The sequence below is a fragment of the Frankia sp. AgB1.9 genome, assembly GCF_016786355.1.
Taxonomy (GTDB): Bacteria; Actinomycetota; Actinomycetes; order Frankiales; family Frankiaceae; genus Pseudofrankia.
This window is the reverse complement of the sequence record NZ_JADWYX010000037.1, coordinates 59,680-85,698: the sequence shown is the minus strand read 5'-3', so window position 1 is coordinate 85,698 and position 26,019 is coordinate 59,680. Positions and strand designations below refer to the sequence as shown.

The following is a 26,019-nucleotide window of genomic DNA, read 5'->3' as shown; positions in this document are numbered from 1 at the left end:
GACGACATCACCATCCACGACGCGTCTGATGACGACGCGATGCGTTCGATGACAACGCGACGACCCGCCAGGCGCGGGGGGGGGGCCCCCCCGCCCCCCCGGGTTGGGGGGGGGGGCGGCGGGGGGGGGGGGGGCCGGCCGGGCGGGGGGCGGGGGTGTAGCGGGGCGCCCGGGCCTGGGGGGGGGGGGCGGCTGGGGCCGCGGGACTCCACGACGGTGTGGACCAACGTCTCGAGTGCGTAGGCAGGATCCGCGGCGCCGCCCTTGACGCCGGCGTCGGCGGCCGCCGCGGCCCGCAGCGCGCGGGCGAGGCCGTCGTCGGACCAGGCGCGGGCCGACCGCTGGGCCTTCTCGACCTTCCAGTCCGGCATGCCGAGCGCGCGGGCCAGGTCGAACTTGGAACCGCCGCCGGCGCCCGCGACCCTCGCGAGGTCACGCAGCCCGCCGGTCACCGCGCTGCTGATGAGTACGGCGGCGGTGCCGGATTCCAGCGCCTGGCGCAGCAGGGTGAGCGCAGATCCAAGATCGCCACCGATGGCCGCGTCGGCGACAGCGAAGCCGCTGGCCTCGGCGCGCCCCCGGTGGAAGCGGTGCACGGCGGCCTCGTCGAGCGGACCGTCGGTGTCGGCGACCAGCTGCTCACAGACGGCGGCGAGCTCGCGCAGGTCGCTGCCGACCGCGTCCAGCAGCGCCGCCGCGGCGGCGTCCGCTATCCTCCCGCCGGCTCGGCGCACCTCCGCGACGACGAAGTCATGTCGCTCACGAGGCCGGCTGATCTTCGGCACGGCGACGGCCCGAGCACCGGCGGCCTTCATCGCGTCGACGATCTTGCGGTTGCGGACAGCGCCGTTGTGGACCACGACGAGCATCACGTCGTCCATCGGATGGGCGATGTAGGCGATCAGCGCGTCCCGTAGCTCGTCGGTCAGCTCCTGGGCCGCCCGGATCACGACGGCGCGCAGCCCGCCGAACAGCGACGACGCCCCGAGGTCGACGACATCGGAGTCGGTGAACTCGCCGGCGGCCCGATCGACGACCTCGAGCTCCGGATCGACGGCGCGGGCCGCGTCGAGAGCCTCCCGGACCGCGCGGGCGACCAGCAGTTCCTCATCCCCCTGGATGAGCAGCAACGGCGGGATGGATGGCGGCACGAGACCGAGCATGGCATATCGGGCCGGCATGCCACGATCACTGCCGGCGCGCGTCGGAGGCCTGGACGGCAGGGAAGATCTCGGCGATCGGCGTCGCCGGCTTGTGGGAGGCGAGGGACCGAGCGGTGAGCAGGCCCGCCAGTAGCGCCACGCAGGCCCGGCGCCCCCAGCGGCGGCGCAGGAGGCCATAGCCGGCTGGCAGGGCCGCGACCGCCGCTAGCGCGCCGGCCGGGCCACCCGGCCAGCCCATCGTCGCGCCGGGCAGATGCGCCGCCGTCTGGGCGACCAGGACCAGCCACCGGCACGGCCAGCCAGCGAGCCAGGCGACCCACCCGGCGAGCCGCCCGCTGACCGGTCCGGCGGCCAGCGCGACAAGCCCGAGGACCGTCACGGGCGCGACCGCCACCTCGGCCGCCACGTTCGCCGGTATCGCGACCAGGCTGACCCCACCGCCGATCCAGGCGATCACCGGGGTGCACGCCAGCTGCGCGGCGGCGGCGACCGCGACGCCTTCGGCGAGCCGGCCGAGCCGACCAGGCAACCGCCTGGCCAGCCGGTCGCGCCACCCGGGCGCGACGATCACGATCCCGGCCGTGGCCAGCACGGACAGCGCGAACCCGGCGGACAGCGCCAGGTCCGGACGGGCGAGGAGCAGCACGGCGACCGAGCCGGCGAGCGCGGGCAGCACCGAGGAGCCGCGGCCGGTGCCGGTCGCGACGACGCCGAGAAGACCCATCGCCGCGGCCCGCAGGACGCTCGCCGACGGCCGCGCGACGACGACGAAGCCGACGATCGTGCCGGCCGCCCACAACGCTCGCGACCGGACCCCGGTCCTGGTCCGGCGCAGCGCCGCCAGCACCGCGCCAATCGTGATCATGACGTTGCCGCCGCTCACCGCGGTCAGGTGGGTGAGCCCGGCAGCGCGAAAGTCGTCCCGCAGCGCCGGGTCGAGCCCGCTGACGTCGCCGTCCACCAGTCCGGGGAACAGACCACGGGCCGGCTGGGGCAGGCCGCTCGCGGTGATCCGCAGGTCGGCCCGCAGGCGACCGGCCAGCCGCTGATACCAGGCCGGCCCCCTGACCTGTCGCGGCGGCCCATGGACCAGCAGGACCGCACCGATCTGGTCGCCCGGCTGAGGCGGGCCAAGCCGTCCGGTCGCCATGACCCGGGTGCTGGGAAGCAGCCCGGACCATCGGTCATCGCCGCCGACAAGCGCCAACACGAGAACCGGCACGTCAAGGCGCGCGGTCACGTCGGCTGCCGCGGCCCCGCTGGCCGGGGACGACCGCCCGCCGGGACGGCGGGAGCCGGCCTGCCCAGCACCGGATCCGCCACCAGCCGCGGGCGCGGGCACGGCCGGAGTGGCTCCCGGCCCGGACAGGCGCGCTCCGGAGACGGCGCCTACAGCTCGGCCGGTCGCCAGCCGGACGATTCTGGCCGGGACCAGGATCGTTCGGGTACCGCCGACCGAGCCGGCGGCGCTTCGGGCGCTCGGACGTGGGTCGTCGGTGACGACGAGCTCGGCGCTGATCGTCGCCGAGCGGCTGGCGAGCTGCGCGAGCACACCGGCCCGCCGATCCTGCCCGCCGACACCGGCGACGAAGACGCCCGCCGCGACCGCGGCCGTCACGGCGACGGCCAGCGTCGCGCGACGGCTGCCGTCCCGTGGCTCAGGCGAGGTGGCGACCCCCGGGTCCCGCCTTCTGGCGTCCGCCCCGAAGCCTGTTCGGGCGTGTTCCCGGGCCCAGAGCACGGTGCCCAGCAGCGCGGCAAGCCCGCCGACACCCGCGACCGCGACCAGACCAGCGGGCGATGGCACCCAGCGGTCAGCCATCGCCGCCCCGGCCCAAAGGGCCGCCGTGGGCGCCGCCAGCCGTAGATCCAATGGCGCTGGGGCCGTCTCTTCGGCCGCCCTCACAGCGTGATCAAGGGAAGGAGCTCCGTGAGCCGCCGGTCCCCGACACCGGGTACCTCGCCCAGCTGGTTCGGTGAGGTGAACGGACCGTTGGCGTCGCGCCACTGGACGATCCGCTGGGCGAGGACGGGACCGACGCCGGGCAGCGTGTCCAGCTGGTCCACGGTCGCGGAGTTCAGATGGACCGGGCCGGCCGAGGCACTCGGACCCGCGCCGCCGGCGGCGGCCGCGCCTGCAGGTCCGGGGGGCGCCGGTCCTGGCTTGCCGTCGACGAGGATCTGTTCACCGTCGACGAGTGGGCGGGCCAGTGCCAGATCGGTGGTGTCGGTACCCGGCAGCACTCCCCCGGCCTTGTCGATCGCATCGGCGACCCGGGATCCGGCGGGCAGGCTCACCACCCCTGGCTGGCGTACCCGGCCCGCGACGTCGACGACGACCTCGGTCGCCGCGCTCGGGGTCGAGCTGGGAGTCGGCGGGCTGGTCGTCCATGCGGACGCCGGTCCGACCCAGCTGCCTGTCGTGAGGCTGCCGCTGGGCTGACGGGTGGGCTCCTGCGTCGCGTCGGTGCCGATCCGGGCTGGTCTCGCGTGCCACGCGAAGCCTGCGGCGACGGCTGCCGCGACGAGGGCGGTCAGGGCGAGCATCACCGCGCCTCGCGTAGCCGGGTCCCAGACGGCGCCACGCAGCGCGGCCGGCAGCCGCCCGGTGAGGCCTCGACGCGGCCCAGGCCGGCGCCCCAGACCGTGGCCCCGTTGGACGGGATCGTCATAGTCATCCCGATCAGCCGGGTCGTCGGGCTCATCACGCTCGTATCGCAGGTCGTCGTGGGCGTCGAACAGGCCGCCCAGGCCGTCGGCCTCGCTGTCGGCCCGGTCGTCCTCGGGCCATCGGGCAATGGGGCCCGTGTCGGGGTCGTCGTCGCCAAGGCCAGAGCGCAGCAGGGTCGCCGGGCCGAGGTCAGGTTCGGCGGCCGGCTCGGCATGGCCCGTACCGCGACCGGCGAGGTCCGGGCTCCGCGTGGCCTTTGGTCTCGCGCCGAGGGCCGCGTGAGCCATGTCGAACGGGTCCAGGCCGCGCGGAACGAGGTCCGGCACATCCGACGGTGGGAAGGCGGCGCGGGGGCGCCCGGTGGCGGGTTCGGCGAGGTCAGGGCGGTCGAGACGGGTCATGAGGCGCAAGGTAGGCCCGCCTGGGGCGGCCAGCGCCCGCTTGCCGCGCCCAGTGGAAATCGACCGTCCGTCCACAGACCGGTCAATCGACCGGACCCCCCGCGGAGCCGGCAGGACAGGGGCATGGCGCGTGTCACGGGGCGACCGGAATACCGGAGCCGCTCTATATAGTTGCTCAGGCAACGATCGGTCGCGAAGTCTGCGGCCCGATCCACGCGCCCACCGTCATCGGCGGCGGTGGGCCCCGTTCACCAGGAGGACCCAGATGTCCGAAGCCACCGCCACCACCGAGCTGTCCGCGCTCACCGGTACCTGGACGATCGACGCGGCTCACTCCCGCCTCGGCTTCTCCGCCAAGCACGCGATGGTGACCACGGTCCGCGGCTCCTTCAAGGACTTCGAAGGCACCCTCGTCCTCGACGGCTCCGACCCGGCCCAGTCGAGCGCGACCGTGACCATCCAGACCGCCAGCTTCGACAGTGGCGTCGCCGACCGCGACGGCCACGTCCGGGGCACGGACTTCCTCGACGTCGAGAGCTTCCCGACGCTGACCTTCACCAGCACGAAGGTCGTCCAGGACGGCGACGAGTACGTCGTGACCGGCGACCTGACCATCAAGGGCGTCACCCGCGCGGTGGACCTGAAGCTGGAGTTCGAGGGCAGCCAGAAGGACCCGTGGGGCAACGACCGGTCCGGCTTCAGCGGCGAGACGACCATCAGCCGCAAGGACTTCGGTCTGACCTGGAACGTCGCGCTCGACAAGGGCGGCGTCCTGGTCAGCGACAAGATCAAGATCCAGCTCGACGTCTCGGCCATCAAGACCGCCTGACCGCGCGGAGAGCCAGCCCGGGCGCGGACAGTCAGCCCAAGCGACGACAGCCGGCCCAAGCAGGACAGCCCGGCAAGACAGGCAGCCCCGGCAAGACAGGCAGCCCGAACAGGACAGGCAGCAGGACCGCGAGCTCTCAGCCGCGCCGGCCACTCCGGCGCGGCTGAGACGCGTCTGGGTGCGCCGACCGGCGGGTCGGCCCACACCGGGTGGTGAGTCCACCCACATTGCCCCACTTGCCCGGCCAGTCGGGATTCCGGCTGGGAGATTCGGGCGGGTGTCGGCCCTCGTCGTGCTGTTGGTGGGCCTGGCGGCCGGCGCCGCCTTCCGGCGCGGCGGCAAGATCGGGATGGACGCCCAGCACGCCGTCGGCTTCTGGGTGCTCAACGTCGCGTTGCCGGCGCTCGCGCTGCGGGTGATGCACGAGGTCAGGTTCCCGGGCTCGATCCTCGCCGTCGTCGCCGTCCCGTACCTGCTGTTCGCCGTCACCTCCGTGCTCTACCTGGTTCTCGCCCGGCCGCTGAGGCTGTCCCGGGAGTCGGTCGCCGCGCTCGTCGCGACGACGGCCTGCGCGAACACGTCGTTCGTCGGCATCCCGATGGTGACCGCGTTCTTCGGCGCGGGCCAGGTGCCGATCGCCGTGCTCGTCGACCAGCTCGGGTCGTTCGTGCTGCTCAGCACGGTCGTCGCCACGCTCGTCGCGACCGCCGGTGAGGACGACGGCCGGGTCACGCCGCGGGAGATCGGCCGGCGGATGGTCACCGCGCCGCCGCTGCTCGCGCTGCTCGCCGGGCTCGCGCTGCGGCCTGTCGGCTACCCGAGCTGGCTGACCGAGGTGCTGACCCAGCTTGGGAACACGCTCAGCCCGCTGGCGCTGTTCGCGATCGGCCTGCAGCTGGAGGTACGCGCGGTCGGCCGGTGGCGGCGGGAGCTCACCGTCGGGCTGGCGGTGAAGCTGCTCGTCGCGCCGGCTCTGATCGTCGGGGGCTACGCCCTGTTCGGGTCGCTGGATGATCGCGCGATCCAGGTGGCGCTCTTCGAGGCGACCATGCCGCCGATGGTCGCGGGCGCGCTGATGGCCGCCCGCCGCGATCTGGCCACGCCGTTGCCCAGCCTGCTGGTCGGCCTCGGGGTCCCGCTGTCGATCCTGACCTGCGCCGGCTGGTCGTTCATCCTGCATCGCTGAGCGGCCGACCGCCGCTGAATAGCCAGCAAGCAAACAGTGAACCCTTGGCGCGGACTACCGCCCGGGGCCAGGGCGGGGTAAAAAGGGCGGCCCACTCCACGCGCGGCGCTAGCCGGTCAGACGGATGGGTGACCAGATCGCCCGGCCGGCCCCCGCCGCCGGGCGCCCAGATTCAGGAGGTTCGACGATGGGTGCAGTGCGGCAGGCCGCGTGGGCAGCGCGGACGAGGCTGACCGTCATGGCGGTCGGCACGACGGCCGCGCTGGTCACCGGGGCCACGGCCTGCGGCGGCTCCTCCGGCGGCAGTCCTGCGGCCGCACCGACCACGGCGGTGGTGACCCCGGCGGCGCCCCAGCCGCTCACCATCCTGGTCAGCAACGACGACGGTGTCGGTTCCGCGGGCATCGACGCGGTCGTGACCGCTCTGCGGGGCCTTCCCGCGGTGACCGTCGACGTCGTCGCCCCCGCCACGAACCAGAGCGGGACGGGTGGGAAGACCTCCCCGACGACGCCGGCGCACCACGACGCGACCACGGCCAGCGGTGTCGCCGCGACCGCCGTCGACGGTTTCCCGGCCGACAGCGTGAACGTCGCCCTCGACGTCATGGGGGTCAAGCCGAACCTCGTCGTCACCGGCATCAACCAGGGCCAGAACCTGGGCCCGTTCGTCGACCTGTCCGGCACGGTCGGCGCCGCGCGGGCCGCAGCCGCCCACGGGATTCCCTCGCTGGCGACGAGCATGGGTCTCGGGCCGGCCTTCGACTACTCGCAGGCCGCCACGCTGGTCACCGCCTGGGTGACCGCGCACCGCGCGACGTTCACGGGAACCGGTGGCGCCGCGCTGAGCACCGTCACGAACCTGAACATCCCGAACTGCGGCGCCACCAAGATCCGTGGCGAGCGCGAGCTTGCCACCGAGGCGACCGTGACCGACATGGCTACCGCGATCACCAACGGCCAGGACTGCGCCTCGACCGCGAACCCGACGGACGAGGTCGGCGCCTTCAACGCCGGCTTCGCGACCCTCACCACCATCCCGGCCAAGCCGGCCAAGTAGCCAAGCCGGCCAAGGAGCGGCCCGGCCCGGCCGGGTCAGCGGGCGTCGTCGAACAGCGTGAGGTCGAGCGGTTCGGCGGCGCCGGCCCAGGCCTGGCCCGCCGCCGCGCCGGTAGCCGGTTCACCGGCCACCGGTGCCGACCCGGCCGGATCGGCCGCCCGCGGGTCAGGGGTGCCAGCGGGAAGCTCGAAGCGCTCGACAAGGGTGGGGCCCTGGTTGCGGACGTCGCCGACCTCGGGCCCGACCGGGTAGAGCTCGAAGACGCCGGCCGGGGCCGGGGCGAGCAGGGCCGCCAGGGCGTCGGTGTCGGCGTAGTCCGGGTCGAGCCAGCGGTCCCAGGCCGTCACCGGGAGGACGACCGGCGACCTGTCGTGCAGGAACTCCGTACCAACCGCCGGACCCGTCGTGATGATCGTGTAGCTGACGAGAGGCTGCTCCGCACCGCGCCAGACCTCGTAGAGACCGGCGAAGGCGAGCAGCGGGCCGGCGGGGCCGACGCCGGGGTGGTCGCTGCGGTGGATGAAGTACGGCTGGCCGCGCTTCTTGCCACCGGGGCGGTGCCACTCGTAGAAACCGGTGACCGGGACCAGGCAGCGCCGGGCCGCGAACGCCTTGCGGAACACGGGCTTCTCGGCCAGCGTCTCGGACCTGGCGTTGATCATGCGGGAGCCGATCGAGACGTCCTTCGCCCACGAAGGCACCAGCCCCCAGCGGGCCAGCCGCAACACCCGGCCACCGGCCTCGGGGTCGGGCTCGTCGGCCTCGGCCTTCGCGTCCCGCGTCGGGTGTCGCGCGGTCACGATCGGCTGCGTCGTCGTCGGGGCGACGTTGTAGCGCTCGCGCACCTCGCCGCCGGTGTCGTCCTGGGCGGACATCGCGGTGGCGAGATCGTCCGCGCTCAGCGTCTGGGTGTACCGACCGCACATGCGTTCAGCCTAGAGCGGCCCTACGACGATCCCGGGCCGTGATCGTCACGAGGTCACGAACCAGGGTCCGTCACCGGCTACCAGACGCCGGCGAGCAGCGCCGTGCCACCGGCCAGGCAGGCAAGAGCGACAGCACCGAAGACGGTGACCCACAGGCCGCCGGGCAGGCCGGTGAGCCGGGCGAGCTGGTCGGGGTCGGAGAGGCCATCCCGGCGGCGCCGCCGGGTCCTGGACACCTCATAGACCGGCCGCACCCCGCCGATGAGCAGAAACCAGGTCACGTAGGCGGCGAACCCGGCCCGCAGCGCCGGCGGGGCCAGGATCGACACCCCGAGGACGACGCCCATGCTGACGACCACCGACAGCAGGCCGAACCCGTTGCGGATCACCACCAGCACGCCGACGAGCAGGACCACGAACAGCTGGAGCAGCAGCGCGGTCCGCCCGGTCGAGAGCAGCCCGGCGGCGGCGAGGCCTAGCAACGCCGGGGCCGGGTAGCCGGCGGCGACGGTGCAGACCACGCCGGGGCCGGTCGGGCGCCCCGAGGAGACCGTGACCCCCGAGGTGTCGTGGTGCAGCCGGATCCCGGCCAGTCGGCGACCGGCGCACAGGGCCACGACGGCATGACCGGCCTCGTGCACGATGGTCACGACGTGCCGGGCCTGCGGCCAGACCCGGTCGCTGGCCACGGTGCCCAGCGCGAGCAGGCCGGCGACGACGAGCACCCAGCGCGTCGGCGCTGGCTGGACGACCAGCGCCCGGTGCAGCAGGTCGGACAGGGGGACTCCCTAGGTCGCGGGCTGGCTGTCGGGCGCGGCGAGCCGGCGGTGAGCCCGCCGCGCTGGCCGCACGGTGACGTACGCGACGTTGCGGGCCGAGCGATTAGTCAAGATCGAACCATTGTCCGGCAGGTGTCCGGTTACCGCACCCTTCATACCGGTTGTCAACGGAACAGGGGCGACCACCGCTCCCCAGCGCCGCCGCCCCGCCTTCCGGCCCGGTCGGCGTGGGCCGAACGTGTCCGACCGTGGCGGTAATGTTGGCCCGTCGGCGAGCCACCCAGCCACCGGCCGCTGGACGCTCGGGTCAGGACGGAGGACGAAGAGGTGGCGGAGTACGTCTACCGGCCGGTGATCAGCCTCGCGCTGGGCCTGTTCCGAGGGCTGGACCTGAAGATCGACGTGCGGGGGCAGGAGAACGTGCCCGCGACCGGCGGCGCCGTGGTGCTCATCAACCACATCTCCTACCTGGACTTCGCGCTGGCCGGCGTGCCGTTCTGGCGCGGGCAGAAGCGCTATGTCCGGTTCATGGCGAAAAAGTCGACCTTCGAACACAAGATCACTGGCCCGCTGATGCGCGGCATGCACCACATCTCGGTCGACCGGTCCGCCGGCGCCGGCTCACTGCTGACCGCCGTCGAGGCGCTGCGGTCCGGCGAGCTCGTCGGGGTGTTCCCCGAGGCGACGATCCACCCGCACTACTGCCTGGCCCCGTTCAAGTCGGGCGCGGCCCGGATGGCCGCGGCCGCGGGCGTCCCGGTCATCCCGATGGTCATCTGGGGCAGCCAGCGGCTGCTCACGAAGGGCCAGCCCCGCAACCTGCGCAAGGCGCGCCACACACCGATCCTGATGTCGCTCGGCACCCCCGTCCCGCCCGAGGAGCTGACGGACACAGCCGCCGGCACCGCGCTGCTGTGCGACGTCATGGGCAAGCTGCTCGACGAGGCCCAGCACCGCTACCCGGCGCCCGCCCCCGGCGAGCCCGACTGGTGGCAGCCCGCGCACCTCGGCGGCTCCGCTCCCCCGCCCCCCGAGGAACCGACCGGGCCGGCTCCCGCGGACCTCACGGCCGCCCGGCCCGAGGAACCCCCCGCGCAGCGTTCCGACGACGTCACCCCCACCACGGCCACCACACCGGCGCTGGTCAAGGAGACCGAGCCACCCGCGGTCTGACCGGTTGTTGTCAGCCTCTTTGACGCCGGGCCGGCCCGACGCGGATCGTCCGACATGCCGGCTCGTGGCCGGCCTGCCGATGGCAGACATCGAGCGGCCGCGTGCCGCCCGGCGGTGGAGGTACCTGACCCGATGACCGAGATGACAACCGGCCCGGAGATCGGGGCACTGGCCGAGGCCACGGTCGGCATCGCCGGCGACGAGGCGTTCGTCGACGCGCTGCCGAAGGTCGAGCTGCACGTCCACCTCGAAGGCTCGATGCTGCCCGGCACCGTGCTGGCGCTCGCCCGCCGCCATCAGGTCGAGGACATCCCGACGACCGAGGCGGCGCTGGCGGACTGGTACGCGTTCAAGGACTTCAACCACTTCCTGCGGGTCTACCGGACCGCGGTGCAGGTGCTGCGCGACGAGGACGACTTCGCGCTGCTGGCCAGGGAGACGGCGCTCGGCCTGGCCGCGCAGAACGTCCGGTACGCCGAGATGTACTTCACCCCGTTCATCCACACTCGGCGCGGTATCCCGATCGACGAGGTCTTCGCGGGTATCAACCGCGGCCGACTAGAGGCCCAGGCCGCGACCGGGGTCGAGATCCGGTGGATCGCCGACATCCCCGGCGGGCTGCCCGACGTCGACATCGTGGCCGCCGCCGACCTGACCGTCGAATACGCGGTCGGGCACGGTGGCGACAGCGTGATCGGCCTCGGCGTCGGGGGCGCCGAGGTCGGGGTGCCACGCCCGCAGTTCGCCAGGGCGTTCGGCGCCGCCCGCGAGGCCGGGCTGCGCAGCCTCCCGCACGCCGGCGAGACCACCGGCCCGCGCACGATCTGGGACAGCATCGACGAGCTGGGCGCCGACCGGATCGGCCACGGCATCCGCTGCCTGGATGACCCGGCGCTCGTCGCCCGGCTGCGCGCCGACCGCATCCCGCTGGACGTCTCGCCGACGTCGAACCTGCGCACCGGCGTCGTCGCCGACTACCCGAGCCACCCGCTGCCGACGCTGATCGCCGAGGGCCTCCCGGTGAGCATCAACAGCGACGACCCGCCGATGTTCGGCACCACGCTGCGGGACGAGTACCTGCACGCTCTGCGCGACCTGGGCCTGAGCCGGGCCGCCGTGGCCGAGCTCGCCGCCGCGGCCGTCCGGCATTCGTTCCTGCCCGAGGACCGCAAGAGCGCTCTGCTCGCCGAGCAGCAGACCGCCGTCGCCGCACTGGCCGGCGGCTCGGGCGACTGACCCGAGCCCGGGCTGACCCGAGCCCGGGCGGGCGCAGACCTGCCAGCGGTCAGCCGCCCGTGGCGCCGCGGATCGCACGCCGTTGGAAGTACCGGCTGACCACCACCTGGCCGACGAAGAGCGCTCCGGCCAGCCAGTAGTTGCCCGCGCCGAACGCTCGTTGGCCGGGCAGCGGCAGCAGCGTGTACGTGATCAACACGAGGGCGCTCGCGAAGAAGAGACCGATCGAGAGTCCGCCGTGCCAGGGCGGTTCGCCCGGCGGCCGGCGCCTGTCACCAGCGGTGGCCTGCACGATGTCCTCCATGGCCAACCCCCGTCGACGGTTACGCCTTGCCTGACATGGAACGAAGATGTTGTAAGCCTTTATGACATCTGCGATGCTCCGTGTCCAGCGGGCGATCCGTTCGCCTCCACCTGGGGAGGTCCGTCATGGCGTCATCCGTCCTGACCGCACCCGAAGGCGTCGTCTGGTGGGACAGCCGCCGGTACCTGTGGCTCGCCGGGCTGATCCCGCCCGTGCTCGTGGTCGTCGCCTACGGGCTGTGGCACCAGACAGGCAGCGGTCTCTGGTGGTGGCTCACGCCGTTCTTCGTCTTCGTGCAGGTCCCGCTGCTGGACGCCACCACCCCGCATGACCCGCGCAATCCGCCCGAGCAGGTCGCCGACCGTCTTCAGGCGGACCGTTACTACCGGTGGGCGGCCTTTCTCTACCTTCCGCTGACCGGGGTCGGCCTGGTGCTCGGCTGTCAGGCCTGGACGGCCGGCGGGCTCGGAGTGCTCGGCCGGGTCGGGCTGGTCCTGTCAGCCGGCGCGGTCACCGGCGTCGGGATCAACGCCGCGCACGAGCTGGGGCACAAGCGGGAGCGGCTGGAACGCTGGCTGTCGAAGATCATGCTGGCGCCGACCGCCTACGGCCACTTCTACGTCGAGCACAACCGCGGCCACCACGTCCGGGTCGCCACACCGGAGGATCCGGCCAGCTCGCGGCTGGGTGAGAGCTTCTGGCGGTTCTGGCCGCGCACTGTCGCGGGATCCGCGCGCTCGGCCTGGCGGCTGGAGACACGCCGGCTGCGGCTGCGCGGTCACCGAGTCTGGTCGGTCCGCAACGAGGTGCTGCACTCCTGGGCGTTGACGGTCGCGCTGTTCGCGGCACTCGCGGTGGCGTTCGGCCCGTGGGCACTGGTGTTCCTCGCGGCGCAGGCGGTCATCGGCTTGTCGTTCCTCGAGGTCGTCAACTATCTCGAGCACTACGGCCTGGCCCGCCAGCCGACCGCCGCCGGACGCTACGAGAAGGTCGATCCGCGGCACAGCTGGAACAGCGACGCCGTGATCTCCAACCTCGCGCTCTACCAGTTGCAGCGGCACAGCGACCACCATGCGAACCCGACGCGGCGCTACCAGGCGCTGCGGTCCTTCGCCGACTCACCGCAGCTGCCGTCCGGCTACGCGACCATGATCCTGCTGGCGCTGGTGCCACCGCTGTGGCGCCGCGTGATGGACCACCGGGTGGTCGCGCACTACGGCGGCGATGTCGCCCTGGCGAACCTCGCCCCCCATCGCCGCGCCGAGCTGCTCGCCCGCTACGGCGGCGAACACGCGGCCTCCGCATGACGGCATCCGGCCCCGACGGGCAGCCGACGACGCGGTTCGCCAGCGTCACCCGCGACCGGCTGCGCGCGGCCCTGCTCGACGCCGCCGCCGAGGTGGTCCGCGAGCAGGGCGCGGCCAGGGCCCGGATGGCCGACGTCGCGAGCCGGGCCGGCGTCAGCCGCCAGACGCTCTACCAGCACTACGGCTCCCGGGACGCGCTGGTACGGGCACTGTTGCTGCGGGAGACGGCCGGGTTCCTCGAAGCCGTCGACGACGCCGTCGCCGGTCACGCGGACGACGCCCAGGCGGCCGTCGCCGCGGCCTTCGAGGTCTTCCTGCGCGCGGCGGCCGACGACACACTGGTCAAGGCGATGATGGCGCAGGATGGCGAGCTGGCCGGCCTGCTCGCCCAGCACGGCCCCCCGCTGCTGGACGCGGCCCGCCGCCGGCTGGAGACCTGTTTCCAGCGGACCTGGCCCGACGGCGACCCGGCGGACGGGCGTCTCGTCGCCGAGTGCGTCGTCCGGCTGGCGATGAGCTACCTGACGTTGCCGAGCGGGGCACCCGAGCTGACCGGGCAGGCCGTCGCCCGCATCCTCGGCCCATTCGTGCTGGCCGCCACGGGCACCGGCCATCGCTAGCGCCACGTCCGCCATGGTCAGGGCGGGTGGCCTTGATTAGTCGGCTCGTTCGGGACCTACCTTAGGTCGTTCTCAGGCGTCGTCTGACGACCAGAAAGTATGACCGGACCTCATCTGGAGCGAGCGGCGCGGCATCGAGGCGCGTTCACCGGGAACGGTCACGGGGTCGCCGCGTCGAGCCGCGGTTTCGGGTCCGCACGGTGGTTGCCGGGCCAGTCAGCTTCGCCGGCCGGTGTGGCCAGGGCAGCACCATCGACTCGCCGACGCCCAGGCGTTGCCACGTCTCGGCGGCTTCGTCCAGGCGGGCGAGGACCCGTTCGATGTGCTCGCCGTCGGCCCCGTCCACGGGAAGCGCGGACCCGGTGGGAGTTCGTCCACGCAGCCAGTCAGGACGTTCCTGGATCAGCCCGTGGCGCAGCTTCCACAGCACTGTGCAGACCCCGGTAAGCGCCTCGGAGCGGGCCATGTCCTGGTGGCCGTGCGCTTTCAGGCGCTCCTGTCGTTTGGACTGCCGACGCGCGACCGCCGGATTCGCCAGGGGAAACTGACCCCCTCCGGCGGCCTGCCGGCCGAAGACGCCCAGGCCCAGTCCCAACTCCGCCTCGACCATGAAATGTACGAGGTCGTGGGGAAGGTACGCGTCGAATCCCGGGGCCGTCCGCGTCGGACCCCACGCGCCGTCGAGGGAAACGGCGACTCCGTACTGGCGGGACCCGGTTCTCGTGAAACGCACGTCCATGAAGCCGACGGTAAGTGGTCCGAACGCCGACCGCACCCGAGTTTTCCGTGGCACGAGGGGGCCCTCGCGGCCTGAAACGAACAGCACTCTCGCCACGGCCAAGGCGGTGAAGGTCAGGATCCGCCATGACGATCGCCGGTCCGGCACCTTCGCCAGCTCGGCGCCGGTCGATCCGGCACCTTGATCGCTGTTTGCGCCCTTCCGGTGGCTACGAAACAGGCCCGGTAGCGACCACCGCAGGGCCGAAACGGCAATCAAGGGGACCCGGGGCCGGCGGGGCGCCCGGCCAGGCCGAGTGCTCGCCAGGCGGAGCACCAGATGATGTCCGGATCGGGGCGAATTGCTTGAAAACAGATGTTATTTAGCCCTAACCTGCGCACACGGCGTCGATCGCCGCATCTGACGCCCCACCTGCGACAGGACCCGCCATGAGCGCAACCGCCGCCGCCAGCACCTCTCCGCCCGATCTCCCGCCTGGCGGGACCGGCGCTGAGCCCGGCGCTGGGACCGGGGGCGAGGCAGGACTCGGGGTCAGCCGGCTGTGGCGCCGAGAACTCGCGCACTACCCCGCGTTCGGGCCTCGGCTGGCCGCGCTGGCGATCGTGGTCCTCACGACGATCTTGTTCTACTACCAGTACTACCTGATCAGCGGAGTCAGCGAGCAGGTGCTGACCAGTACCGGCATCTCGTTCCTGTTCTTCGTCAACATCAACGTGGTGTCCGCGCTCGCCAGCGCCCTGGCCTCGCTCGCCGGCGGGGTCTGCGACCGCTACGGCCGCGCGAACGTCGTCACGGTCGGCGTGCTGCTCTGCGCGCTCATCTGCCTGTTCGGCTTTCCGAACGTCGACTCGGGCTGGAGCGTCGGGATTCTCTACTCGCTGCTCGGCGCGATCGAGGGAACAGTGCTCGTCGCGACGCCCGCCCTGATCCGTGACTTCAGCCCGCAGCTCGGCCGGGCGTCGGCGATGGGCTTCTGGACGATCGGCCCCGTCGCCGGCAGCCTGATCGTCAGCGCCGTCGTCAGCAACACGGCCGATCACCTCACCGACTGGCGGGACCAGTACGTGATCGCCGGTTTCGCCGGGATCGGCGTGTTCCTCATCGCCCTGTTCTTCCTGCGCGAGCTCTCGCCGCGGCTGCGGGACCAGATCATGGTCAGCGAACGGGACCGCGCCCTCGTCGAGGCACGAGCCAAGGGCCTCGACGCCGCCGACATCGAAGCGGCGCTGCGCCGGCCGTGGCGGCAGATGCTGCACCTGGACATCGTCGGCTCGGCCCTGGCGATCAGCCTGTTCCTGTTCATCTACTTCGTCGCCGTCGGCTTCTTCCCGATCTTCTTCCAGACGCTGTTCGGGTTCAGCACCTCGCAGGCCAACGCCCTGGGCAACTGGATGTGGGGCTGCGAGGCCGCGGCGCTGATCCTGATCGGCTGGGTGTCCGACCGGCTGCGGGTCCGAAAGCCGTTCATGGTCGTCGGCGCGGTCGGCGCGGTTGCCTGCACGCTGGTGCTGATCGACCGGACCGGTCACGCGGACACGAGCTACTACACGTTCGTCGCGATCCTCGTGCCGCTCGCGATCTCGCTCGGCCTCGCGTTCGCGCCCTGGATGGCGAGCTTCACCGAGACCGTCGAGCGGCGCAATCCCGCGCTCAGCGCCACCGGGCTGGCGCTGTGGGGGCTGACGATCCGGGCCGTGGTCACCGTCTCGACGTTCCTGCTGCCGTACATCGTCACGACCGTCACGCCGCTGGTCCAGGACGGCCCGACCGTGCAGGCCGCGGCGAGCGGGCAGGACCCGACGCTCAATCCGGTGCAGAACGCGATCGTCAAGGCCGTCGCGGCCGACCCGGCCATCGTCGACAAGGTCCAGAGCCTCGCCGCGAAGTACCAGACGCAGCTCGCGACGGCGGCGAAGCTGACCCCGGCCACCCAGGCCGCGCTGACGAAGGACCCCGCGAACACCGCGACGCAGGCCGCGGCACTCAGCGAGATCTCCGGCAAGCCGGTCGCCGACGTCGCCCGGGTGATCGACCTCAGCGGCCGCTACACGCAGGAGCTCGCCACGGCGCAGGCGATCGACGACCAGACGATCGCGACGGTCCTGACGAACCCGGGCGACGCGGCCGCGACGGCCAAGGCCGACGGCGAGATCGCCGCCAAGCTCAACATCTCCCCCGACGACGCCCAGGCCAGGCTCACCGCCCTGCGCGCCGTGCCGCTGCCTGACCTGCTCTTCATGGACTCGAACGGCGACGCGGTCCAGAAGGCCGCCGACCAGCTCACCGCGCTCGCCGCCGTACCCGGCGCGGACCTTGACTACCTCGACAAGTACGGCACCCCGCTGCAGAACCCGAAGGTCCAGGCGGTGCTGATGTACCTGGACAAGCACGGCGCGAAGGTCCAGAAGGCCGCGGCGGACTCCCCCGGCCAGTGGCAGACCTACTTCTGGATCGCCGTCGGCGGCGAGATCGTCTTCATCCCGCTCATCTTCCTGATGGCCGGGCCGTGGCGCCCGAGCACCGCGCGGCGCCGGGACGCCGAACACCAGGCGATGGTCGACGCCGAGCTGGCCCGGCTCACCACCCCCGCCGCCGCGGAGGCGTCCGTCGAACCGTGATCGTCGCGGCCGGGTGTCCGGCTGGCCCTGCCTAGACCTCGATGTGCGAGCCCATGATCACGGTGCGCTCGCGCGGGAGGCCGAAGTGCTGGGCGGCGTCGGCGGTGAGGTGGGACGTGGCGATGAACAGCCGCTTGCGCCAGCGGGCCATGGTCGGCGCCTCGCCACTGGTCAGCTGGATCTTGGACAGGAAGAAGGACGCCTGGGCCAGGTCCAGCTGCCCCTCGGTGACCGCCGGGTCGAGGTCCCGCAGGACGCCGAAGATGTCGGGCGTCTCCAGGTAGCCGAACCAGGCGGTGACGTGGGTGATGCCGTCGTCCGTGTAGCCGAGGTCGTCCACGGCCGTCCGCCTGCTCGCCGGTACGCGCGGCACCGGCAGGGTCTCGATGGACAGGATCACGACGAGGTCGTGCCGCACGTGGTTGTGCTCGACGTTGGCGCGCAGCGCGAGCGGCGCGGTCTGCTTGCCCCGGTTGAGGAAGACCGCGCTCCCCGGCACCCGCGTCGTCGGCAGGGCGCCGGTGCGCAGCTGGTCGACGAACTCGCGCAGCGATCCCTCGTGGCGTTGCCGTTGCGCGGTGACGATCTGGCGGCCGCGCTGCCAGGTCGTCATGACGGTGAACGCCGTCAGAGCGATGAGCAGCGGCAGCCACGCGCCGTGGACGAGCTTGGTCAGGTTGGCCGCGACGAACAGCAGGTCCACGAGCAGCAGCAGGCTGGCGCCCAGTCCGAGCAGCCAGCGCGGTAGCCGCCATTTCCAGCGGGCGACGTAGAAGAACATCAGGGTGGTGATGGTGATCGTGCCGGTGACCGCCATCCCGAACGCGAAGGCGAGGGCCGTGGAGCTGCGGAACGCGAAGACCAGGGTGAGCACCGAGACCATCAGCACCCAGTTGATCCAGGGAACGTAGATCTGCCCGAAGGTCGACTCCGAGGTGTGGATGATCCGCAGCCTGGGCAGGTAGCCGAGCTCGGCGGCCTGGGAGGCGACCGAGTACGCCCCCGTGATGACCGCCTGGGAGGCGATCACGGTCGCCGCGGTGGCCAGCATGACCAGTGGCAGCCGGGCCCAGCCGGGGGCGAGGAGAAAGAACGGCCCGCTGAGGTTGTCCGTGTTGTCGAGGATCAGCGCGCCCTGGCCGAGATAGCTCAGCACGCAGGCGGGAAAGACCAGCAGCAGCCAGGCCCGGCTGATCGCCGGCCGGCCGAAGTGACCCATGTCGGCGTACAGCGCCTCGGCGCCGGTGACGGCGAGAACGACCGCCGCGAGGGCGAAGAACGCGGTGCCGAAATGGTGGGCGAGGAAACCGACCGCGTAGGTCGGCGACAGCGCCTTGAGGATGGCCGGGTGACCGGCGATACCGGTGATTCCCAGCGCGCCGATGGTGACGAACCAGAGGATCATCACCGGCCCGAACATCCGGCCGACCGTGGCGGTGCCGAACCGCTGCACGAGGAAGAGCAAGATGATGATCACCGCGGTGATCGGGACGACCAGCTCCTCGAACGAGGGTTCGACGATCTTGATGCCCTCGACGGCGGACAGCACCGAGATCGCGGGGGTGATCATACTGTCACCAAAGAACAGCGCGGCCCCGAAGATGCCCAGCCCGGCCAGGATTCCGGCGGTCCGACCGCCCCGCCCCTTCCCCATCCGGCGCAGCAGGGTGATCAGGGCCATGATGCCGCCCTCGCCGTCGTTGTCGGCGCGCATCGCCAGCAGCACGTACGTGACCGTGACGATGACCATCACCGACCAGAAGACCAGCGACACGACACCGAACACGTTGCCCTGGCTGACGGGGACGGGATGCGGGTCGCGCGGGTTGAAGACGGTCTGGAGCGTGTAGATCGGGCTCGTCCCGATGTCCCCGAAGACCACGCCGAGCGCGCCGACCACGACCGCGAGCCGCACGGTGTCAGACGTCCCCGGACCATGGGTCCCCGAGGGCCCCGCCGACCCGGGTTCCGGCGCCGTCAGCTGCTCCCGATCGGTCACGGCAGTCCTTCGCTAGACCTCGGCGCACGGTCACGATCGTCGCGGGGATGAGCAGGCCGCCGGCTTTCTATCAGCACGCAAAGCGCCCATGCGCATACTCCCAGCGGGATCGGGTGGCCGCACGCCGAGGCCTCCGGGGTCAGACCGCGATGGGCAGCTTCTCGTAGCCGCGGACCGTGCTGGTGTGCAGGCGGACGGCGTGCTCGTGGTCGATCTCCCAGGTCGGGAACCGCTTGAGCGTCTCCTCGATCGCGATCCGGCTCTCCAGCCGGGCAAGCCCGGCGCCCAGGCAGAAGTGGATGCCGTGGCCGAGGGAGACATGCCGGTCGAACCGACGGCGGACGTCGTAGACATCGGGATCCGTGTAGGCGCGGTCGTCGCGGCCGGCGGAGCCGGTCAGCAGCAGGATCTTGGACTTGGCCGGGATCGTGGTGCCGTGCAGCTCGACGTCGCGGGTGGTGACCCGGCCCTGCACCGGGGACGGCGCCTCGTAGCGCAGGGTCTCCTCGACGGCGCCCGCCAGCAACGACGGGTCGGCGGCCAGCGCGGCCCGCTGGTCGGGGTGGGCCGCGAGCACGTCGCACGCCCAGCCCAGCAGGCGGGCGACGGTCTCGGTGCCGGCCGCAGTCAGCAGGGTGGTGAAGTCGGTGGCCTCCCGGGTGGACAGCCGCCGGGTGCCGCCGTCGGCGACGCGGACCTCGGCCTGGACGAGGGCGGTCATCAGGTCGTCGCGGGGGACGGCGCGGCGGGCCTCGATCTGCTCGGCGAAGTACAGGTGCAGCTTCGTGGCCGCGGCGATGGCGATCTCGTTGGCCATGCCAGCGGTCTCGTCGTGATGGAAGGTTCCGTCGATCATGCGCCGAACGTCCTCCCGGTCCGCCGGGTCGACCCCGATCAGCCGGGAAATGACCATGGAAGGCAGCTGGGCGGCGAAGTCCTGGACGTAGTCGAACCCACCGCCGCCGATCTGGGGGTCGAGCAGCTCGGCGCAGGTCTCGCGGATGGCACCTTCCAGCCCACCGACCCGGCGCGGGGTGAACGCCCGGGAGACCAGCACCCGCAGCGTCGTGTGGACCGGCGGATCCATGAAGATCATCTGCCCGGTGTCCCAGGGCTCCGGGGTCATGATCTCCAGGACCGTGCCGTAGCGCGAGCTGTAGGTGGCCGGGTCCAGGTGGGCCGCGTCCACGTCCTCGAACCGTGACAGCGCGTAGAAGTCGAACTTCTCGTTGCGGTAGACGGGCTGCTCGTCGCGCATCCGCCGCCAGAGCGGGTGCGGGTCCACGTCGATCGCCTTGTCGTAGGGATCCCAGTACAGGTCCGCGGTCATTCTGGCCTTCTCTCGCTTGCCGGTTCACGCCACAGCGCAGACGTCTCGAACACGTCCGGGGCTCGGTCACGTGGTCGGCGTACGCCGCCGCGCGGCCAGGACTTCCCACTACGGCCCCGCATGCGATCGCCGATCGCCTTCCGAGTGGCCGAAGTATGCGATCGTCGATCGCGCACTGTCAAGATGGTGCTTGAATGGGAGGGTGCAGGGGCGATCACTGGCGGAAGGCGACGATGCCCGGCTTGGCGTCCTCGACGGCTCGGACACGGCGCACGAGCGGGGCCCCGGTCCCGGGGCGGGTGGACCGGCCGGCCCCGGCGGCGCGACCTCGCCGCCCGAGGCGGGGTCGGCCCGCTGGTGGGCTCAGCGCGCGGCGGCCGAGAGCCGGCGGCGACCCCGGCCAGGCGGACTGTCCTGCGAGCGCATCATCGAGGCGGCGTTGGCGCTGCTCCGGGACGACGGGCTCGACGCGTTGACTCTGCGCTCGGTCGCCGTGCGGCTCGACACCACCATCGCCTCGCTCTACCGGCACATCGCCAGCCGGGACGAGCTCATCGCGCTGATCGGCGACCACGTCATGGGCGATATCCGGTTCGACCGCACCGGACGCGGCTGGCGGGCCGACATCGAGGTGCTGATGCGACGGATGCACCGCATCAGCGTGGACCAGCCGCTGCCGCCGTCGACGCGCAGCCGGGCGGGCTACGGACCGAACATGCTGCGCGTCGTCGACGCGGCGCTTGGCCTGTTTCTCGAGGCCGGCCTCACCGAGGAGCAGGCGGGCTACGCCACGATCACGATGCTCGAGTTCCTCGCGAGCTCGGCGATCCGCCGGGCCCACCGCGGACAGTCCCCGACCGGCGCGGCGGGATCCGACGGGTTCGACCAGCTTCTCGACGCGCTGCCGGCCGGCCAGTTCGCCGCCCTGCGGGCCGCCGGCGACATCTACGTCTCCGCGCCGGCCGGCGAGATCTTCGACCACAGCCTGGCGATCTTCCTCGACGGCGTCGCCAGCCAGCTCCCAGGGCCGAGTCAGCGCTGAACGGCTGTCACGGCGGGCGCGTCGGTCCTCGGGATGCGGGACCGCGTCCTGCTCGGGTAGACCATGTGTCTGTGTCCAGTCCCGCGGCGACCCTTGGTACCGCTGGTGCCGTCACGACGGCAGGAGTCCTGCGGTCACTCAACGTGGGCCTGCCGCGCGACGTCGCCTGGCACGGCCGGACCGTCCACACCGCGGTGTGGAAGCGGCCGGTCGACGGGCCGAGGCCGGTCCGGCGCCTCAACATCGACGGTGATGGCCAGGGCGACCTGGCCGGGCACGGCGGTGAGCAGCGGGCGGTCTTCGTCTACCAGCTCGGGTCCTACCGGTACTGGCGGGCGGCGCTGGGCCGTGACGACCTGGAGCCCGGGATCTTCGGGGAGAACTTCACCGTCGAGGGCCTCGCCGACGACGAGGTGTGCATCGGCGACCGATACCAGATCGGCGACGCCGTGTTCGAGGTGACGCAGCCGCGGGTCACCTGCTACCGGGTCGGCATCCGGCTCGACGACCCCCAGATGCCGGCCCGACTGGTCGCCGAGCATCGGCCCGGGTTCTACTTCCGGGTTCTGGCCGAGGGGGCCGTCCAGGCCGGCGACGACATCGTGAAGGTCGGGTCCGGGCCGGAAGGAATGACCATCGCGGAGATCGACGCCCTGCTTTACCTGCCGGGCCGGTCCCGCCACCAGGTGGCCCGGGCGCTGCGGATTCCGGCGCTCAGCCCCGGCTGGCGGTCGTCGTTCCAGCAGATCCTGGAGCAGAAGAGCGGCGGCGGCAACGCGGGGCTCGTCGCCGCCGCGCCCCCGCCGGCCTGGCCCGGCTTCCGCCCGCTCGCCGTGGCCCGGATCGAGCCGGAGACCCCGACGATCTCCTCGATCTACCTGGCCGATCCCGGTGGCGCCGCGCTGCCGGCCGCGCTTCCCGGGCAGTTCCTGACCTTGCGGCTGCGCCCCGACGCCACCGGCCAGCCGGTACTGCGTAACTACTCGCTGTCCGGCGCCCCTGGCACCGGTCAGTACCGCATCAGCGTCAAGCGGGAACCTCATGGCGCCGGCAGCGGCTTCCTGCACGCCCGGGTCCGGGTGGGCGACGAGTTGGAGGTCGGTGCGCCCCGGGGCACCTTCACGCTGCGGCCGGGACCGGCACCGGTACTGCTGATCAGCGCGGGCGTCGGGGCGACTCCGGTCCTCGCCATGCTCCACGCGCTGGCGGCCGAGGGATCCAGCAGGACCATCTGGTGGCTGCACGGCGCCCGCACTCCGGCCGACGAGGCCTTCGCCGCCGAGTCGCGGGCGCTCGTGGCCGGCCTCCCGGGCGCCCGGCGGCTGGTCTGCCTCAGCCAGCCCGCCCCGGGCGACAACGTGGATGACCAGTACAGCGGCGGGCGGCTCGCCGGCCCCGTCCTGTCCGCCCTGGACCTGCCCCGCCACGCGGAGGCCTACATCTGTGGGCCCGACCGCTTCATGGCTGACATCTCCGCCGCGCTCGTCGCGCTCGGGATCGACGCCGGACGCATCCACACCGAGATCTTCGGCGCGTCGCCCGCCCAGACCCCCGGCATCGCGGCCACCCCGGTCCGCCCCCCCCCCCCCCCCGCGGGCGCCCCCCCCCCCCCCGGGGGGGGGGGGGGGGGGGCCCCCGGACCGGTCTGTCGGTGTCAGACTCCGGCGAGGATTTTCTCGGCCGCGTCGATGCCCTGACCTAGGCGAGGTTCGCGCCCGCACGTGGAGTCCTGGGCCGTCAGGAGCCTGCGGCAGATAACTGCGCTGCGGTGCGCCGCGCCCACCTGATGTCGATCTTTCCGCTGGGGCTGCGGATGAGGGCGTCAACGACGAGGATCTCCTTGGGCACCTTGTAGCCGGCGATGAGGCTCCGACAGTGGGCCTTCACCGCCGAGACGTCCAACGCACGCCCACCCCGTGCGACGACGAGGGCGACGACGCGCTCGCCGAAGCGCGCGTCGGGTGCACCGATGACCACTGCGTCGGCTACCCCGTCGTGGCCCTTGAGCGCCTCCTCGACCTCGTCGGGGAAGACCTTCTCGCCACCGGTGTTCACCACGGTGTTCTCCCGGCCGAGCAGGAGCACCGTTCCGTCCTCCTCGACTCTCGCGAGGTCGCCGGGTATCGCCCAGCGTGTTCCGTCAGGATCCGTCGGGAAGGTCGCCGCGGTCTTCGCCGGGTCCTTGTAATAGCCGACCGGGATCCGGCCGCTGCGGGCGATGCGGCCGACCGCAGGTGAGCCGGGCTGGATCGGACGCAGCATGTCGTCGAGCACGCAGGCGTCCGCGGACAGCCGGAATCGCCGGGGCCGCCCTGCGCTGCTGACCTCGGTGCCGGTATGGCCCACCTCCGTACCGCCGTAGACGTTGCGGATCACCACGTGCGGCAGCTGGGTTCGGACTCGCTCGCGAACCCCTTCCGACAGAGGGGCGCCGGCGCTGATCAGCGTGGCTAGCGCGGACAGGTCGTAACGATCCGGGTCGGCGCCGAGCGCGTCGAGGATCGGTGCCGCCATCGAGTCGCCGACCACGGCGAAGGAAACGGCCCTTTCGGTCGCCGCGAGACGCAGCACCTGGGACGCGTCGAACTCGCGGCCGGTCCACAGCACGGCTGTGCCGGCCGCCGCGAAGGCGGTGAGAATCCCCTGCTGGGCCGTGCCGTGCATCAGCGGGGCGAGGGTCAGCGTGACCACCGGCGGCGACGAGGTGTGGGCCAGCAGGTCCTCGACCCGCCGCGGGATAGACCCATCGGGTAGCGGTCGGCGGGTGGACGCGAAGAAGAGGTCCTCGCTTCGCCAGATCACGCCCTTGGGCATTCCGGTGGTGCCGCCGGTGTACGTGACGAAGGGATCGTTGCCTGAGCGCGGGACGCGTACCGCCGCGCCGTCGACCGGCTCGCTCTCATAGTCCATCACCGCGCAGCCGCCGAGCGCGCGACCCCGGGCCGGTGCGGTGCTGGGCGACGCACCATCCGGCAGGACGATCACGGAGCGCACGGTGGCGATGCCCGGAAGGGCCGCCTCCAGCGTCGCAAGATACCGCTCGTCGACGACGATGCTGACCAGATCGGCGTTGTCGAGGAGATAGCTGAGCTCCGCGGCCACGTACCGATAGTTGATGTTGATCGGCACGGCTCTCAGCTTGAGACAGGCGATCATCACCTCCACCCATTCGGCCCGGTTCATCGCGTAGATGCCCACGTGATCGCCCGGCCCGACGCCGGCTTCGCGCAGGAGTCGGGCGGCCCGATCGGCGCGCCCGTCCATTTCCGCGTAGGTCAGGCGGACTTCTCCCGCCACGAGGAAGAGCCGGTCCGGTACTGCGTCGGCGATGAGCTCGAAGATGCCCGCGAAATTGGCCACGAGATCGCCGTCGACTGTCATGAACTCCCCTTTTCGTCGAACGATGCTTCGAGCACACGCGTCGGCGCCAGCCGGGTCGCTCAGGTGTTCGCCGTCGTGGTGAGCGTTCGCTGCTCCGCCAGGCCTCCCAGTGCAGATGTGTCATCAAGGCTGGCAAGGTCGGCGAGGAGCTGGCGGTGCGCGGCCTGGCATCCGATCTCGTTGCGCCCCAGCACGACGTCCGTCCGGCCGGCGGCCAGTCCCCGGCCCGAGCGCGCCAGCACGATGGCGTCCTCGTCGCGGACGACCCCCTGAATCTGCGGGGTGTAGTCCTCGAAGAACGCGGCGACGCCTTCGTCGGCCACCGGAAAACGGGAGAGAACGGTGTGCCGAACCGTGGATGTCGCCGGGTTCGGTCCGGGATAGAACTGGAGAAGCTCGCCGCCGAGCGGTGAGGTGGCGATCACCGAGAACGGATAGATGTAGTAGATGATGGAGATGTTCTCGCCGGGAGCGGGCTGCGGATCGGTGCCGATCGTGCGGTGTGGCACGCCGAGCCGATGGTGGCGGCCGAGCTGGTCGAAGGTCACGATGTTGGAGATCGTCCCCCGGCCGACGAGCGATTCGCTGTGGACGTACGGGAAGTGGTACGTCTCCTGAAAGGCTTCCAGCGCGCATTTCCAGTTCGCCTCGATCTGGAGGGTTATCGTCGCCGCGACCTCGTAGTCCAGGCCCCAGGCCGCCAGCTCGGCGTCGAGCGGGCCGAGGTGGCTCCCGAGGTCGAGCGCGCCGCCGGGGTTGAGAGTGGCCCAGACGAAGCCGTGGCGTTCCTCGCTCGGGAACTCGACGAGTCCGTGCGTCGCGGGGTCCACGTCGCTGAAGCCCCTGCGTCGGTCGGGTATGCCCGTGAGAGAGCCGTCGGTGTCGTAGATCCAGTTGTGGTACGAGCAGGTGAACCGGCGCACGCAGCCGGAGCCCTCGGTGAGCGTCGCGCCCCGGTGCCTGCAGGCGTTCAGCAGCGCCCGGATCCGTCCGTCGCCGCCGCGGACGACAATGACCGAGGTGCCCAGCAGGTCGAGGGTCAGGAAGCTGCCCGGTTCGGCGACGGCGGAGCTCGGCGTCAGCAGGAGCGGTTCACTGAACGTCGTCCGTCGCTCGGCGAGGGCGATGGCGGGATCGGTGTAGCGCGCGTTGGCGATACGCATCGTCGAAGGCGCGAGATCGCCTACGCCGGCGAGCGCCGCGGCATGGACCCTCGGCGTGAGCTCGCGGATCGGAGCCGGAATCGTTTGGTCCATGG

Annotated in this window: 21 protein-coding genes; 10 read left to right on the top strand and 11 right to left on the bottom strand. The window is 72.1% G+C overall.

Features of this window, described 5'->3' with window-relative positions:
- From holA to I6A60_RS16995, 3 genes are all read right to left on the bottom strand, one after another.
- The coding region (gene holA / locus I6A60_RS17005) for a DNA polymerase III subunit delta (protein ID WP_307873731.1) at positions 1-1,151 on the bottom strand (1,151 nt) is incomplete at its 3' end.
- Positions 1,152-1,188: 37 nt separating this feature from the next.
- Positions 1,189-2,985, bottom strand: coding sequence for a ComEC/Rec2 family competence protein (locus I6A60_RS17000; protein ID WP_203022601.1), 1,797 nt, complete (start codon positions 2,983-2,985; stop codon positions 1,189-1,191).
- Positions 2,986-3,065: 80 nt separating this feature from the next.
- Positions 3,066-4,235, bottom strand: coding sequence for a ComEA family DNA-binding protein (locus I6A60_RS16995; protein ID WP_238435593.1), 1,170 nt, complete (start codon positions 4,233-4,235; stop codon positions 3,066-3,068).
- A 265-nt stretch (positions 4,236-4,500) separates the two neighbouring features.
- Here I6A60_RS16995 and I6A60_RS16990 point away from each other — a divergent pair, with 265 nt between their 5' ends.
- The 3 genes from I6A60_RS16990 (at position 4,501) to I6A60_RS16980 (ending at position 7,307) form a co-directional block, all read left to right on the top strand.
- Complete coding sequence (locus I6A60_RS16990; protein WP_203022600.1) at positions 4,501-5,064, top strand: YceI family protein; 564 nt, start codon at positions 4,501-4,503, stop codon at positions 5,062-5,064.
- Between the two features lie 277 nt (positions 5,065-5,341).
- Positions 5,342-6,250, top strand: a complete 909-nt coding sequence (locus tag I6A60_RS16985) for an AEC family transporter (protein WP_203022599.1) — start codon at positions 5,342-5,344, stop codon at positions 6,248-6,250.
- A gap of 187 nt (positions 6,251-6,437) precedes the next feature.
- Entirely contained in the window at positions 6,438-7,307 is an 870-nt protein-coding gene (locus I6A60_RS16980; protein ID WP_203022598.1) for a 5'/3'-nucleotidase SurE, read from the top strand.
- A gap of 35 nt (positions 7,308-7,342) precedes the next feature.
- Here I6A60_RS16980 and I6A60_RS16975 read toward each other — a convergent pair whose 3' ends face one another.
- Together I6A60_RS16975 and I6A60_RS16970 are read right to left on the bottom strand one after the other, a co-directional pair.
- Positions 7,343-8,233, bottom strand: coding sequence for an SOS response-associated peptidase (locus tag I6A60_RS16975; RefSeq protein ID WP_203022597.1), 891 nt, complete (start codon positions 8,231-8,233; stop codon positions 7,343-7,345).
- A 77-nt stretch (positions 8,234-8,310) separates the two neighbouring features.
- A complete protein-coding gene (locus tag I6A60_RS16970) occupies positions 8,311-8,958 on the bottom strand; it encodes a M50 family metallopeptidase (protein WP_203022596.1) in 648 nt (215 codons plus the stop codon).
- Between the two features lie 381 nt (positions 8,959-9,339).
- Here I6A60_RS16970 and I6A60_RS16965 point away from each other — a divergent pair, with 381 nt between their 5' ends.
- Both I6A60_RS16965 and add read left to right on the top strand, forming a co-directional pair.
- Positions 9,340-10,185, top strand: a complete 846-nt coding sequence (locus I6A60_RS16965; RefSeq protein WP_203042624.1) for a 1-acyl-sn-glycerol-3-phosphate acyltransferase — start codon at positions 9,340-9,342, stop codon at positions 10,183-10,185.
- Between the two features lie 132 nt (positions 10,186-10,317).
- Positions 10,318-11,421 (top strand): adenosine deaminase, encoded by a 1,104-nt coding sequence (gene add / locus I6A60_RS16960; protein WP_203020468.1) that lies wholly within the window; start codon positions 10,318-10,320, stop codon positions 11,419-11,421.
- Positions 11,422-11,470: 49 nt separating this feature from the next.
- Here add and I6A60_RS16955 read toward each other — a convergent pair whose 3' ends face one another.
- Positions 11,471-11,725 (bottom strand): hypothetical protein, encoded by a 255-nt coding sequence (locus I6A60_RS16955; protein ID WP_203020470.1) that lies wholly within the window; start codon positions 11,723-11,725, stop codon positions 11,471-11,473.
- A gap of 125 nt (positions 11,726-11,850) precedes the next feature.
- Here I6A60_RS16955 and I6A60_RS16950 point away from each other — a divergent pair, with 125 nt between their 5' ends.
- Together I6A60_RS16950 and I6A60_RS16945 are read left to right on the top strand one after the other, a co-directional pair.
- Positions 11,851-13,032 (top strand): alkane 1-monooxygenase, encoded by a 1,182-nt coding sequence (locus I6A60_RS16950; RefSeq protein WP_203020472.1) that lies wholly within the window; start codon positions 11,851-11,853, stop codon positions 13,030-13,032.
- Positions 13,029-13,652, top strand: coding sequence for a TetR/AcrR family transcriptional regulator (locus I6A60_RS16945; RefSeq protein ID WP_203020474.1), 624 nt, complete (start codon positions 13,029-13,031; stop codon positions 13,650-13,652). Before I6A60_RS16950 ends, I6A60_RS16945 begins: the two co-directional genes overlap by 4 nt.
- 145 nt (positions 13,653-13,797) lie before the next feature.
- On the opposite strand, the gene I6A60_RS16940 is transcribed toward I6A60_RS16945, so the two are convergent.
- On the bottom strand, positions 13,798-14,391 hold the full coding sequence (locus tag I6A60_RS16940) for a hypothetical protein (protein WP_203020475.1): 594 nt from the start codon (positions 14,389-14,391) through the stop codon (positions 13,798-13,800).
- Positions 14,392-14,819: 428 nt separating this feature from the next.
- Between I6A60_RS16940 and I6A60_RS16935 the strand changes: the two genes are divergently transcribed.
- Complete coding sequence (locus tag I6A60_RS16935; protein WP_203020477.1) at positions 14,820-17,009, top strand: MFS transporter; 2,190 nt, start codon at positions 14,820-14,822, stop codon at positions 17,007-17,009.
- Positions 17,010-17,040: 31 nt separating this feature from the next.
- On the opposite strand, the gene I6A60_RS16930 is transcribed toward I6A60_RS16935, so the two are convergent.
- The gene (locus tag I6A60_RS16930; protein WP_203020479.1) at positions 17,041-19,008 is read right to left on the bottom strand and encodes a potassium transporter Kup; all 1,968 of its coding nucleotides are present in this window, start codon (positions 19,006-19,008) and stop codon (positions 17,041-17,043) included.
- 139 nt (positions 19,009-19,147) lie between these two features.
- Entirely contained in the window at positions 19,148-20,338 is a 1,191-nt protein-coding gene (locus I6A60_RS16925; protein ID WP_203020481.1) for a cytochrome P450, read from the bottom strand.
- Positions 20,339-20,540: 202 nt separating this feature from the next.
- On the opposite strand from I6A60_RS16925, the gene I6A60_RS16920 reads away from it, so the two are divergent.
- Together I6A60_RS16920 and I6A60_RS16915 are read left to right on the top strand one after the other, a co-directional pair.
- Entirely contained in the window at positions 20,541-21,380 is an 840-nt protein-coding gene (locus I6A60_RS16920; RefSeq protein ID WP_307873730.1) for a TetR/AcrR family transcriptional regulator, read from the top strand.
- Positions 21,381-21,451: 71 nt separating this feature from the next.
- Positions 21,452-23,077 carry an MOSC domain-containing protein gene (locus I6A60_RS16915; protein ID WP_307873729.1) on the top strand — a complete coding sequence of 542 codons (1,626 nt, stop codon included), beginning with the start codon at positions 21,452-21,454 and terminating at the stop codon, positions 23,075-23,077.
- A gap of 40 nt (positions 23,078-23,117) precedes the next feature.
- Here I6A60_RS16915 and I6A60_RS16910 read toward each other — a convergent pair whose 3' ends face one another.
- Positions 23,118-24,761: an AMP-binding protein gene (locus I6A60_RS16910; RefSeq protein ID WP_203014023.1), complete on the bottom strand. Its 1,644-nt coding sequence runs from the start codon at positions 24,759-24,761 to the stop codon at positions 23,118-23,120.
- 59 nt (positions 24,762-24,820) lie between these two features.
- The gene (locus I6A60_RS16905; RefSeq protein WP_203014020.1) at positions 24,821-26,017 is read right to left on the bottom strand and encodes an SRPBCC family protein; all 1,197 of its coding nucleotides are present in this window, start codon (positions 26,015-26,017) and stop codon (positions 24,821-24,823) included.
- Positions 26,018-26,019: the final 2 nt, after the last annotated feature.

Coding starts and splice junctions, on each gene's coding strand:
- I6A60_RS16905 (WP_203014020.1), bottom strand. CDS start 26,017: ATGGACCAAACGATTCCGGCTCCGATCCGCGAGCTCACGCCGAGGGTC.
- I6A60_RS16980 (WP_203022598.1), top strand. CDS start 6,438: ATGGGTGCAGTGCGGCAGGCCGCGTGGGCAGCGCGGACGAGGCTGACC.
- I6A60_RS16955 (WP_203020470.1), bottom strand. CDS start 11,725: ATGGAGGACATCGTGCAGGCCACCGCTGGTGACAGGCGCCGGCCGCCG.
- I6A60_RS16995 (WP_238435593.1), bottom strand. CDS start 4,235: ATGACCCGTCTCGACCGCCCTGACCTCGCCGAACCCGCCACCGGGCGC.
- I6A60_RS17000 (WP_203022601.1), bottom strand. CDS start 2,985: ATGGCTGACCGCTGGGTGCCATCGCCCGCTGGTCTGGTCGCGGTCGCG.
- I6A60_RS16990 (WP_203022600.1), top strand. CDS start 4,501: ATGTCCGAAGCCACCGCCACCACCGAGCTGTCCGCGCTCACCGGTACC.
- I6A60_RS16975 (WP_203022597.1), bottom strand. CDS start 8,233: ATGTGCGGTCGGTACACCCAGACGCTGAGCGCGGACGATCTCGCCACC.
- I6A60_RS16945 (WP_203020474.1), top strand. CDS start 13,029: ATGACGGCATCCGGCCCCGACGGGCAGCCGACGACGCGGTTCGCCAGC.
- add (WP_203020468.1), top strand. CDS start 10,318: ATGACCGAGATGACAACCGGCCCGGAGATCGGGGCACTGGCCGAGGCC.
- I6A60_RS16940 (WP_203020475.1), bottom strand. CDS start 14,391: ATGGACGTGCGTTTCACGAGAACCGGGTCCCGCCAGTACGGAGTCGCC.
- I6A60_RS16950 (WP_203020472.1), top strand. CDS start 11,851: ATGGCGTCATCCGTCCTGACCGCACCCGAAGGCGTCGTCTGGTGGGAC.
- I6A60_RS16925 (WP_203020481.1), bottom strand. CDS start 20,338: ATGACCGCGGACCTGTACTGGGATCCCTACGACAAGGCGATCGACGTG.
- I6A60_RS16935 (WP_203020477.1), top strand. CDS start 14,820: ATGAGCGCAACCGCCGCCGCCAGCACCTCTCCGCCCGATCTCCCGCCT.
- I6A60_RS16910 (WP_203014023.1), bottom strand. CDS start 24,761: ATGACAGTCGACGGCGATCTCGTGGCCAATTTCGCGGGCATCTTCGAG.